The sequence below is a fragment of the Bartonella sp. CM31XJBT genome (assembly GCF_028618555.1).
Lineage (GTDB): Bacteria > Pseudomonadota > Alphaproteobacteria > Rhizobiales > Rhizobiaceae > Bartonella.
Genome location: NZ_JAQITD010000029.1, coordinates 1 through 13,987 on the forward strand (window position 1 = coordinate 1; position 13,987 = coordinate 13,987).

A 13,987-nucleotide genomic window follows, 5' to 3' on the forward strand; every position below is an offset into this window, starting at 1 on the left:
GTCAGCTTTATTCGCTGAACGAACAACTTGCAACCTATTTTGGTGGAGGTGCAGGTTATGATGAGCAAGGACAATGGAAAGCTCCAAGTTTTAAGGTTAAGGCAGTTAAGGATAATGGTAAATCTGAAGAGATAGACTATGGCAATGTGGCGGATGCTTTGACTGGAGTTGGTAATTCTTTCACAAATATTAGAAATGAGATCAGCAAAGAGATTAATAATGAGATTGCCAATGTGAAAGGTGATAGCCTTGTTAAGAAAGATCAAGCAACCAATCTTATCACTATTGGTAAAGAAGTAGAAGGCAGTGAAATCAATATCGCTAATAGTGGCAAAGCAGATCGAACTCTTTCTGGTGTGAAGGCAGCAACACAAAATAATGAAGCGGTTAATAAAGGTCAGCTTGATGAAAGTTTAAAGAAGCTTTCTAACAGTCTTCAATCAGATGACTCGGCTGTTGTTCACTATGATAAAAAAGAGGGTGATAATAACACTATAAATTATGCGAGTGTGACTTTAGGAAAAGGTGCAAATTCTGCTGCTGTAGCACTTCACAATGTTGCTGATGGTCAGATTGCCAAGGGTTCATATGATGCAGTCACGGGTGGACAGCTTCATATCATCACAGATGATTTCTCAAAGATTTTAGGTGGCGATGTATCCTTTGATGGCAAAAACTTTAAAGGACCAGGGTATAAATTATCGAATATTGATGAAAAAGGTGTTGTAACAGATAAACCGCATACCGATGTTGGTTCTGCCTTTAAAGGACTTGATGATAATATCAAGAATGTGAATGCTCGCATTAAGGAAGTCTCAGAAGGAGTTGCACAAGATTCTTTATCTTGGAGCGATGCTGACAAAGCTTTTGTCGCCCAGCATGGGGAAGGTGATGACAGAAAGGCAAGTAAAATCACATCGCTTGCTGTAGGAGATATTACGAAAGAATCGATGGATGCCGTAAATGGTTCTCAACTTTATTCACTGGGCGATAAGGTTGCAAAATATTTTTCTGATGACGCTGAATATAAGGATGGGGAATTGAAAGTTCCTGATTTTAAGCTCAAAATTATCAATGATGATGGCACTGAAGCTGAATCAAGCTATAAGAATGTATCAGATGCATTTTCAGGTGTGGGTAAACTTTTCACAAAGGTTCAAACTGCGATCAGCGATGTAATCAGTAATTTGCTTGTTACGAAAAATGAAGATGTTATCAACATTGGTAAAGGAGTAGAAGGTAGTGAAATCAATATCGCAAACAAGAGTGGTAAGGATCGAACCCTTTCTGGTGTGAAGGCAGCAGAAAAAGCCAATGAAGCTGTGAACAAAGAACAATTTGATAAAGGTTTGAAGGATCTTTCTGATACCCTTCTGTCTGATAGTTCTTCTGTTGTTCTTTACGATAAAACAACAGATAATCAAACTGATTATACAAATGTAACTTTTGGGAAAGGGAAGGATGCTACACCTGTTGCGCTCCATAATGTAGCCGCCGGATCGATTGCGGAAAACTCAACGGATGTTATCAATGGAGGACAGGTTCACATTCTTTCAATGGATATAGCAAAATTGTTGGGTGGAGATGCTGAATTTAAGGGTGGTGCTTTTAAAGGGCCAACTTATAATTTATCCAGTATTGATAAAGGTGGCGAAGTAACAGATAAACCGCATACCGATGTTGGTTCTGCCTTTAAAGGACTTGATGACAATATCAAGAATGTGAACGCTCGCATTAAGGAGGTCTCAGAGGGAGTTGCACAAGATTCTTTATCTTGGAGCGATGGTGACAAAGCTTTTATCGCTCTGCATGGGAAAGGTGATGACAGAAAAGCAAGCAAGATCACATCACTTGCGGCTGGCTCTATAGTATCAGGCTCGAGTGATGCGGTTAATGGCGGACAGATTTATGATCTGAATCAGTCGCTAGCAAAGTATTTTGGTGGTGATGCTAAGTATGATGGTGATGGCTGGGCGCTTCCAGGTTTCAAGATAATGACTTTCCAAGAAGATGGAAGCTTTGAAGAGGAGAATTATGATAGCATTGCAGCCGCGTTTGCCGGTGTAAATAAGGTTTTCAAGAATCTTCATAATGAGATTTCAGACAACATTGAGCAAAATGCGTTGTTGTGGAGTGATGATGCAGGTGCGTTTGTAGCACAGCATGAGAAAGAAGGTAACAAGGAAAACAGCAAGATCACGTTCCTTGCGAAAGGAAAGATATCAGAAGATTCGACGGATGCGATTAATGGTGGTCAGATTTATACACTTCAACAGACATTTGCCTCATATTTTGGTGGAGGAGCTGGTTATGATAAGGAAGGAAACTGGCAAGGACCAAAATTCACTGTTCAGGTCTTTAATAAGGATGGTACGAAAGGTGATAAAGAGGAACGTAATAATGTCTCTGAAGCATTTGATGTTGTTAATGACAGCATGAGCACTATCAACGATCGTATAAAAGAAGTTGAAAAGGGTACCTCTTTGAATAGTCTGAATTGGAATGAAGAAAAAGGAAGTTATGATGCATCTCATGTGGATTCTCAGGGTGTTAAGAGTCCAAGTAAGATTATCAATGTAGCGAATGGTAAGGTAGACAGAGATTCAAAAGAAGCAGTGAATGGAGGACAGCTTTGGGAAACTCAGCAGATGATTACAGATCAGGTCAAGGATATTGAAAATAGAGTTACGGAGGGATCTGTACAATACGATAAAGATAAAGAAACGGGAAAAAAGACCAATAAAGTTAGCTTAGTTGGTGGAGATGAAAGTTCTCCAGTATTAATAGCCAATGTAGCCGATGGAAAGATTGAAAAGGATTCGAAAGAAGCGGTTAATGGCGGTCAATTAAAAGATAAGATGGATTTTGTGCTTGAAAGTGCCAATAAGTATACGGATGAGCAAATTTCTCATCTTGTAAAAGATGGAGTTAGTGGGGCTAATTCGTATACGGATATGAAGTTTTCGACATTAAGTTATGCTGTTGAGGATGTTCGAAAAGAGGCAAGACAAGCAGCAGCTGTTGGTTTAGCGGTAGCTGGTTTACGCTATAGTGATATTCCTGGAAAATTAACAATCGCATTTGGTAGTGGTTTATGGCGTAGTCAATCTGCTTTTGCTTTTGGTGCAGGTTATACTTCAGAGAACGGTGATATTGGTTCCAACTTGTCAATTACCACTTCTGGAGGTCACTGGGGTATAAGTACAGGGGTTAATGTGATACTCAACTAATAAACGACTAAATCCATAAAATTGATTTGCCTTTTTCTTATTTAAGAAAAGGGCAAATTTTTTACTTTCTTCCAGAACTCTCTAAAGCTATTCTAAATGTATAAAACTCCCGTAATTATATAAAATCCGAATATAAAAAGCTTATTACAACTTTTGTTGAGAATAAAAGAGCTTAGTGGTAAAGATTCAAAAAATTGATTGCTATTATTTTGATTTATTAAAATGCTTCAAGCAATGTAAATACGAATATACCCTTTATTAAAAGAAGACAGTTTTAGCTTTTATTTTCGTATAGTTTTAAACGTATGCTTTATAATGCAACGATCTACAGGATATGCAATGTACTCCAAACACAAGTATTGCTTTAGGGTAGTGGAGCGCAAACGGAAAAAGAATGGAGCGTTGCTGTAGGCAATATGGCTCATGCTTTAGAGAAAAGCAGTGTCGCAGTAGGTGGTGAATATAATAAGAAGAGCGAACACGGGGAAAATGATTATACTCTTTCGAAGAGTGATTATTCAACAGTAGTAGGAGCTGTTTCTAAAGCTTTAGAATATGGTTCGATTGCTCTTGGTCACTCCGTGCATATGCATTTGCTCAATAAGCTATTTCTATGGGCTTCTATTCAAAAGCAAAAGGGGGTGGAAGTATCGCTTTAGGTTCCTATTCTAAAGAAAGTGATGGTTGATGGGAGAGCTATCGGGAACAACTCTGTGTCTGGTAGAGCTGCTGGCGTTTTTGGAGATACGTCTGTTCTGCAAGGACCGGTTAAAAACATCTAATTTCAATGGAAAAGTACGAAAGTTGCAGTAAGTATTGGTGTTCCTAGTAAGAACATAACGCGACAAATTATAGGCGTAGCAGCTGGCGTAGCAGCTGATAGAAAATCTGCCGATGCAGTGAACCTTAGACAGTTGCAAGATTTAGAAGAAGTCGTAAGAAAAAAAGGTTGGAAACTGTCTATTTCTGGTGAGGCAGCTAAAGATATGGGTGCTAGATAGTACAATGAATTTTTCACAACTGAAGGGAATAAAAGAACAAGTAGCAGTGAGTATTTTTGTAAAATAGGATACAGCAACGAGACACATTACCATTAGTAAGGATATAGATGGGGCATTTTAGTAAAAAGCTTTCATAAATCCTCTAATGAAATAAAAAAATCTTATTCACGAAAAATAAACTGATGCCTAAGCGGATGATCAATAGGCACAAAAAATTATACCTCTTTCAAAGAGATCAAAGCTAAAAACGACACACAACCTTTGATAGAAAAACGAAATCCATTCTAATATTAAGTATTTTTTTACCTTCCTCAAATTGACTTTCACGAACCTGCCCCTAATTACCCTCTAAAGACACTGTAGAAACAACAGTTTATGTCTTAATTTTATTTATGTCCTAAAACACGCTGTAAAAGCAGGAACACGCAAGGGAAATAAGAAGGCTTTAGAGTTCTAGAGCATACCTTTTTTGTGTTTTTAATCTATTATTATGAAGGGGGTTTTTATGAAAAAATTATATACTACACAAAATCTACGTGATTTGAGGTTTTCTCGTTCACATCATCGATCATCATTGTTTAAAGTAGCTTCGTTAGGAACTGCGGTGGCATTGTTTTTATCGAATGCTTCTCCTGTTTTTTCAGCAAATCTCGATTTAACAAAAGCATCTCTTGAAAGTATGAAGAATGCTGCCGTGGTTTATCCGCAAAGTACTCTTTCTGCTTATAATGATTATACAAGTGGTATGGGGGGGGAAAATTCTGTCATAAATGTTTTAACAGTCGACGGAAGGTCTGTATGGAAAGATGCGCAAAATATCTTTACAGTGGGTGGCGCTGTTATTTTAGATCCAGAGAAATATACGGCAAAGGGGAAAAGTGTTGCTATAGACTCTACAGCGCACGCTTTAGGACTAGGTAATATCGCGATAGATGCCGGATATAATAACCAAGATGATATTAGGGATGCATTCTTAAATGCTTATTCTTCACGAGTGAGGGCCAATAGTAATGAAACTGTTGCTATAGGGTTTGGGCCTGAAACGCGGGCGTATGGAAAGGTTATTCTTGGGGACGGTTCTTCGAGTAAGGCGGGTCCGGGTGCTCCCGGTTTCGATTTTCTCACTAAAAGCCCGTCAAAGCTAGAGAATGAAGTATGGAAAAGTAATGCGGGTCCAGCAACTATTGGTAATGATGTAAATAAGATGACGCGCCAGCTTGAAGGGGTGGCAGCTGGTACTTATAATACTGATGCTGTGAATGTTGCGCAGTTAGGATCATTACAAAAATACGTAGACCAAGGTTGGAGTTTGTCTGTTGGGGGTGAAAATGCTAAAGCCGTTGGTATAAAAGATACTGTAGATTTGTCAGCGGCAAGTGGCAACCTTACGATTACAAAAGGTGAGGAAGACAATAATGTAAAATTTGATCTAGCTGAGAATATTAAAGTGGAACGAGTTACCGCTGGAAGAAGCTCTATAAGTGATGATGGCATTCTGTTTGCTAATGGGGCTGGTATAACTGTGGATGGTATTGATGCTGGTAATAAAAAGATTACAGGAGTGGCAGCTGGGGAAGAACCTGAGGATGCAGTGAATTTTGCGCAGTTAGGGAAGATTGAGAATACAGTTGAAGGTGTAACTCATAATATATCACAATATTTTGGTGGTGGAGCGGATGTATTTAACGGTAAGGCGCCCAGTTACACTATTCAGGGCAAACCACATAATGGTTTTGAATCTACTTTTAATGCTGTTGATACTTCTATCACGAATATACAAAATCAGATTGCGAATGTGGCAAAAAACAGCCTCGTTAAGCAGGAGGAAAATGAAAGTGCTATCACCATTGGTGAGTCAACAGGTGGCACTGAAATCAATGTTGCAAACAAATCTGGTGAAAATAGGATAATTTCCGGTGTGAAGGCAGCTGTAAATGCTAATGACGCTGTTAATAAAGAACAACTGGATGGGCGTATAGCAGATATTAGTAACAGTATTAATAACATTGAAGAGGGAAGTGCTTTTGCAGTTCTCTACGATAAAAAAGCAGATGGAGCCGTTAATTATAATAGTGTGTCTTTAGGTGGTGATAAGACTACGGCACCGGTTGCTCTCCATAATATTAAAGATGGCATGATTGCGCAAGGATCGCATGATGCAATTAATGGTAGCCAGATTGAAAAAATATCCCGAGATGTAGCAGTCATTTTTGGTGGTGATGCGGAATTTAGCGAAGGTATTTTGTTTGGTCCGCACTATCATTTATCGCAAATTTCTGAAGATGGTGTAGCAATAACTAAGGACCATAATAATGTTGGTGATGCTTTGACAGGGCTTGATGACAATATCAACAATGTGAATAGCCGCTTAACACATGTAGCCAATGAGTTTACTCAGAAAATTGATGGTGTCTCTAAAGATTCTCTGTTGTGGAGTAATAATGAGCAGGCATTTGTAGCACAGCATGGAGCAGACAAAGAAAATAGCAAAATTAAATTTCTTGCCAATGGAGACATTTCTGCTAATTCAACCGATGCGGTAAATGGTTCACAACTTTTTGTTACTAATCAGAATGTTACCACTGTTACGAATAATCTAGCAAAAATTTCTCAAAATACATCTCAATATTTTGGTGGTGGTGCAGATGTATCTAACGGTAAGGCTCCCACTTACACTATTCAGGGTAAGCCACATAATGGTTTTGAATCTACTTTTAATGCTGTTGATGCTTCTATCACGAATATTCAAAATCAGATTACGAATGCGACAAAAAACAGCCTCGTTAAACAAGAAGAGAATGAAGGTACTATCACCATAGGTAAGGCAACAGGTGGTATAGAAATCAATGTTGCAAATAATGCAGGCAACGATAGGACGATTTCTGGTGTGAAGGCAGCTGTAAATGCTAATGAAGCTGTTAACAAAGCCCAGCTTGATAAAAGTATAGAGATGATTTCTAATGATATTAATCTCACAAGTGCTGCTGCAGTTCTCTACGATAAAGAAAACGGTGCCATTAATTATGGTAGCGTAACTTTAGGTGGGGTAGATAACCAAGACCCTGTTGCTCTTCATAATGTTAAAGATGGCATAATTGCGCAAGGATCGCATGATGCAATCAATGGGAACCAAATTAATAAAATATCTGGAGATATAGCAAATTATTTTGGTGGTGGTGCGTCATTCAAGAATGGTACCTTTAAAGGACCAAAATATAGTTTATCTGTTATTGATACAGATGGTCAGATGGCAAAAGCCAACTATTATGACGTTGGGTCAGCTTTGACAGGTCTTGATGCAAATGTGAAGAGTGTGAATACGCATCTGACGAATGTGGTAAACGATGTTAATGAAAAAATCACGAATATTACTCAAGAAGTTAAAGGGGACGCCTTGTTGTGGAACGGTGATGAGCAGGCATTTGTAGCACAGCATGGAGAGGGAAGAACCAATAGCAAAATTAAGTTTCTTGCCAATGGAGATATTACTGAAAATTCAACCGATGCGGTAAATGGTTCGCAACTTTTTGTTACTAATCAGAATGTTACCACTGTTACGAATAATCTAGCAAAAATTTCTCAAAATACATCTCAATATTTTGGTGGTGGAGCGGATGTATCTAACGGTAAGGCTCCCACTTACACTATTCAGGGTAAGCCACATAATGGTTTTGAATCTACTTTTAATGCTGTTGATGCTTCTATCACGAATATTCAAAATCAGATTACGAATGCAACAAAAAATAGCCTCGTTAAGCAGGAAGAGAATGAAGGTGCTATCACCATTGGTGAGTCAACAGGTGGTATAGAAATCAATGTTGCAAACGAATCTGGTGATGCTCGTACAATTTCCGGTGTAAAAGCTGCAGAGTGGAGTGATGAAGCTGTTAACAAAGCCCAGCTTGATAAAAGTATAGAGATGATTTCTAATGATATTAATCTCACAAGAGCTGCTGCAGTTCTCTACGATAAAGAAAATGGTGCCATTAATTATGGTAGCGTAACTTTAGGTGGGGTAGATAACCAAGACCCTGTTGCTCTCCATAATGTTAAAGATGGCATAATTGCGCAAGGATCGCATGATGCAATCAATGGGAACCAAATTAATAAAATATCTGGAGATATAGCAAATTATTTTGGTGGTGATGCCTCATTCGAAAATGGTGCCTTTAAAGGACCAAAATATAGTTTATCTGTTATTGTTGAAGATGGTCAGGTGGCAAAAGCCAATTATCATGACGTTGGCTCAGCTTTGACAGGTCTTGATGCAAATGTGAAGAGTGTGAATACGCATCTGACGAATGTGGTAAACGATGTCAATGAAAAAATCACGAATATTACTCAAGAAGTTAAAGGGGACGCCTTGTTGTGGAACAGTGATGAGCAGGCATTTGTAGCACAGCATGGAGAGGGAAGAACCAATAGCAAAATTAAGTTTCTTGCCAATGGAGATATTTCTGCTAATTCAACCGATGCTATAAATGGTTCGCAACTTTATCTTATGAGCAACCAATTGGCTGCGTATTTTGGTGGTGGCGCTGGCTATAATAATGGAGAATGGACTGCTCCTACTTTCAAGATAGCACAATTTAAGGCTGACGGTAGCTCTGGTGAAAAGAAGAATTATCATAACGTTGCCAGTGCTTTTGACGGCGTGAGTGAGAGTATGTCTAAGATAAACGACCGCATTCAAAATGTTGAAAACAATGTCTCGTCTAATGGTTTAAATTGGAATGAGCAGAAAAAAGCTTATGACGCTAGCCATGATGGTCAACCAAGTAAGATTATCAATGTAGCAGATGGTAAAATTGTAGAAGGGTCAAAAGATGCAGTCAATGGCGGACAGCTTTGGGAGACCAACGAACGTATCACTGGCGTTGAAAAAGATATTAAGCATATTGAAAACAGAGTCGACAATATTTCCACTACGGTTACGAATATTGGTGAAACGGTTTTCAATATTGAAGACAGAGTTGATAATATTGAGAACACGGTTAATAATCTTTCTGATGGCGCAGTTAACTATGATAAAGATGGAGAAGGAAACAAAACCAATAGGATCACTTTAGAGGGTGGAGATTCCAGTGAACCTGTTTTAATTGATAATGTTGCGGATGGCCGTATTGAGAAGGACTCGAAAGAAGCGGTGAATGGTGGTCAACTGCATGATTACACTCAGCAACAGATGAAAATTGTTCTCGATGATGCAAAAAAATATACGGATAGTCGGGTGGATAATATTGTTATTAATGCCATTGATGATGCTGTTGATCGGTCTGACCGATATACAGATATGAAGTTTAATATTTTAAGTTATGATATTAAGAGCGTACGGAAAGAGGCAAGGCAAGCAGCCGCCGTTGGTTTAGCAGTATCCAACCTACGTTACTTCGACGAGCCAGGATCTTTGAGTGTCTCATTTGGTAGCGGCACATGGCGTGGACAATCCGCATTTGCTCTTGGTGCTGGTTATACATCTGAAAACGGAAAAATCCGCTCTAATCTCTCTGCCACGAGTGCTGGTGGTCATTGGGGCATAGGTGGTGCAATTACTCTGAAAATAAAATAATACGAACAACGAAAACAAAACATCCACCCTTATTTATTGAAATAAGGGTGGATATTTTTTTACAGACGCACAGTATTTATCTAGAGATAAGCATAATATTTGATGAGGCTATAGACTGTGAGGTTTTATAGAAGATTTTTCTATATTTTGTTGAAAAAAGATCATAGTAGAATCCATATTGCTAAAAAGTTATATTTTTATGTTGCTATTTTCTTGAACAGCCTATAGCAATATGGGAGTGTATATTAGTAAGACTCATTTTGATAAAATAATTCAAAGGGGGAAAAGTAGTGCGTAAAGATAAAAGGTACATCACAGGACCGCGCATATATCATTATATGATATATTAAAAAGAAAAAATCCAACTAAAAAGCCAGTTATCCAAGGAAAACTATATTCCGGACATATTACAATTTCTTTTTACTTTACTTATTATTAACAAAACCATGCTTTCTAATAAAAATAAAGTCTATAATTAGGAAAATACATACTAAAACCTAGTACAAAGGATTTTATAGTAACCACTACCAAGTAAAAAGTAATATTAAATATACAAGATCTCTTTTTTAGTTAGGAAAAAACAGCACACTAAAACCCTTAGACTCTAAATGTGTCACCTTTATGTCCACAAAACATAATCAAAAAAACAAACATTTAGATCTCAATACAGAGAGCGCAAACAAAACAAAACTAAAGACTCAAAATGTTCACACTCTAAGCAATGATCGTCTACTCTAAATTCCAAGAAGGTCAATAATGCTAAAATGTGTCTTTTTTATGTTTTGGAGGTGTTTCTAAGTTTTTTCATTGGAGAGTTTGTTATGAAAAAATTATATTCCCCACAAGCTGCGAGTGAATTAAAACGTTCTCGTTTTTCTTTTGTTAAAGTTCTTTCGTTGGCTATAGCGGCTACATTCTTATCGAATGTTACATCTGTTTTTTCAGCAAATCCTGATTTTAGAAACACATTTATTGAAGGTGTTAACAGTGCTGGTGTCTCTTATCCACAAAACATCATCTCTGTTGCTGGTTTGAATGCTTCTGATGACTATGCAAATTTTTTAACCAAAACTCTTCTGGGGACGAGTGATGAGAGCTCTATAATAAATGTTCTGACGGCAGATGGTGATAATTTATCGAAAGGGGAGGTAAGTAAAGAGGAACGATATAAAGGAATCCTCACTAATCGTCAGTTGTCTGTTTCTGATAGCTCTACAGCCCAACCGTTTTCAGGGAATTATGAAAGTGCAACGCCTGTTAATGTTTCTGACCTTTTGCGGGGTGGAACTGCAGGAATGCAACGTTCTCAAAACAACAATGTTCGTTTGGGTGATGGGCAGACTGTGGGAGATAGCAAGTGGAGTGTTGCTATTGGTGACAATGTGTCTGTTAATGCTGGTGTGTCAACAACATACGGTTCTGTTGTTGTCGGGTATGGTGCAAAAACTGGTGCCGGTTGGAATGTTCTTGTTGGTTATATGACAGAAGCACCTCGCGGCGCATATGGTTCTGTTGTTTTGGGGCGGGGGGCAAAAACGGAAGGTGTTTATAGCATTGCAATTGGTGGTGTTGGAACTACTGGAAATAACCAGGATATTGATGTAAAAAATAGAGTACTTGTAGCTGGTGATTATGCAATGGCTCTTGGTTACGGCGCGAAGGATTATGCAGAAAAGGGGATTGTTCTTGGTTACAATGCATCTGCAGCAAAGGAGGCGCTGTATGGTATTGCTATAGGTAGTCAGGCAAATGCGATGGGTGAATCTAGTATTGCTATAGGTTCCATGTCTTACACTTTTGCTCCAAAAAGTATCGCAATGGGGGCAGGGTCTGTAGTTTCTGTAAACGGTGGCGTTGCTATAGGAGGTGATTCTGTATCTGATAGGGCTGCAGGTGTTTCAGGATATACTTCTTTGCTGCAGGGGCCGGCAAAAAACACTGAAACGCAATGGAAAAGTACGATGGGTGCCGTTAGTGTTGGTAACTCTAGTAAGGGCGTAACGCGGCAGATTACAGGTGTAGCAGCTGGTAGTGAACCTTCCGATGCAGTAAATGTTGTGCAGTTAAAAGACTTAGAAAGTGTCGTAAGAAATGGCGGTTGGAAGCTATCTGTTGGGGGTAAGGATGGTAAGACCGTTATCATGGATAGCGCGGTAGATTTTTCCGCTGGAAGTGCAAATCTCACGGTTACAAAGGGCAAAGATGACAATAATATAAAATTTGATCTCGCCAAGAGTGTCATAGTCGATAAAATACAAACAGGAAACAATATCTTAGATGCAACAGGTTTAGTGATTGCCAATGGTCCAAAAGTGATAACTTCTGGTATTGATGCTGGAGGTAAAAAGATAACAGGAGTGGCAACGGGTACTGAAAGCACCGATGCGGTGAATTTTGCACAGCTAAAAGCAGCACAAGAAGCAGCGGTTATAAAAGGTTTAAAAATTAACACTACTGGCAAAGATTTTGCAGATGCTATAGCTGATGCAGAAAATTCAGTCGCTCTTGGTGCTGGCGCAAAAGCTGATGGCGAATCTGCGTTGGCTCTTGGTTACGGCGCGAAGAATTACGCAGAAAAGGGGATTGTTCTTGGTTACAATGCATCTGCAGCAAAGGAGGCGCGGTATAGTATTGCTATAGGTAGTGAGGCAAATACGTTTAATCATTATTCGATAGCTATAGGTCCTGAGGCACTGGTAGAGAAGGGGGGGAGCCGTGGTATTGCTATAGGTTATCAAGCACGGGTATCAAAGGAAGTGGATAGCATTGCTATAGGCTACATGGCTCATGCTTTAGGCAAAGACAGTATCGCGATAGGTTCCGAATATAATGAATCGATTGGGACAGGCGATCATACAATTGCAAAGGCTGATTATGCAACGGCTGTTGGTGCTGTTTCTCAAGCTTTGGAATATGCTACGACTGCTATAGGACATCGTGCAAAGTCAGCCGCAAAGAATGCTACTGCTTTGGGTTTTTATTCACAAGCAACGGCAGAAGGAAGTGTTGCTCTAGGAAGCGATTCTGTATCTGATAGGGCTGCTGGTGTTTTGGGTTATACTTCTTTGTTGCAGGATTCTTCACAAAGCGCCGAGTCGCAATGGAAAAGTACGCAGGGCGCAGTGAGTGTTGGTAATTTTGCTAAGGGTATAACGCGACAAATTACAGGCGTAGCAGCTGGGAGTGAATCTACCGATGCAGTTAATCTTGGACAGTTAAAAGATTTGGAAGAAGTTGTAAGAAAAAACGGTTGGAAATTGTCTGTTGGCGGTGAAAATGGCGAGACCGTTCTTATAGACGATGAAGTAGATTTTTCTGCTGGAAGTACAAATCTCACGGTTACAAAGGGCGATAAAGACAATAATATAAAATTTGATCTCGCCAGGAGTGTCATAGTCGATAAAATACAAACAGGAAACAATATCTTAGACGCAACAGGCTTAGTGATTTCTGGTGGACCGAAAATAATCATTTCTGGGATAGACGCTGGGGGTAAAAAGATAACAGGAGTGGCAAAGGGTACTGAAAGCACCGATGCGGTGAATTTTTCGCAATTAAAAGATGTCAAAGAACAAGTAGCAGCCAGTAGCTTCGTTAAACAGAATGTAGAAACGAGACACATCAGTATTGGAAAAGAAACAGATGGTGATAAAATTGATATTGCCAACAACAAAAATGAAAAGCGTACTCTTACAGGTATAAAGAATGGCGCGCTCACAGCAGCTTCAAATGAAGCAGTAAATGGTTCCCAGCTTTTTGAAACAAATAAAAATGTTACGACTGTAACAAGTGATCTCAAAACAGCATCTGAGAATGTAGTCAAATATTTTGGTGGTGGTGCTAGTTATAAAGATGGCATTTGGACAGCCCCTACATTCACGCTTAAAACCTTCGATGCTGATGGTGGATCTAAAGATAAGGATTATCCTGATGTAGCGGATGCACTTGCCGGTGTTGGAAGTTCTATCACGAATGTTCAGAATAAATTGACTGAACAGGTTAATAATGTGATTACCAAAGTGGAAAGCGAGAGCTTTGTTCAGCAAGATAAGACAACGAGTCGTCTCACTATTGGTGCAAAAGTAGGTGGCGCAGAAATCAATATTGCAAATGAAAGCGGTGCTGATCGGATAATTTCTGGTGTTGGGGAAGCAAAGAACAATAATGACGCTGTTAACAAAAGCCAG

3 protein-coding genes and 2 pseudogenes are annotated in these 13,987 nt (G+C 39.0%); all 5 read left to right on the forward strand.

Features of this window, described 5'->3' with window-relative positions; all coding sequences use genetic code 11:
* Window positions 1-3,230 (forward strand): YadA-like family protein (locus PVV63_RS08955; RefSeq protein WP_273791570.1); only part of this gene is annotated, 3,230 nt, incomplete at its 5' end.
* A 401-nt stretch (window positions 3,231-3,631) separates the two neighbouring features.
* Window positions 3,632-3,889, forward strand: a pseudogene (locus tag PVV63_RS08960) (hypothetical protein); the annotation flags it as partial.
* Window positions 3,890-4,081: 192 nt separating this feature from the next.
* Window positions 4,082-4,231, forward strand: coding sequence for a hypothetical protein (locus PVV63_RS10530; RefSeq protein ID WP_404977286.1), 150 nt, complete (start codon window positions 4,082-4,084; stop codon window positions 4,229-4,231).
* Between the two features lie 505 nt (window positions 4,232-4,736).
* Entirely contained in the window at window positions 4,737-9,800 is a 5,064-nt protein-coding gene (locus PVV63_RS08965; RefSeq protein WP_273791572.1) for a Vomp family autotransporter, read from the forward strand.
* A gap of 821 nt (window positions 9,801-10,621) precedes the next feature.
* Window positions 10,622-13,987 (forward strand): annotated as a pseudogene (locus tag PVV63_RS08970) (hypothetical protein); the annotation flags it as partial.

What these genes read in the sequence shown, in the direction of transcription:
- PVV63_RS08965 (WP_273791572.1), top strand. Translation starts at nt 4,737, where the DNA reads ATGAAAAAATTATATACTACACAAAATCTACGTGATTTGAGGTTTTCT.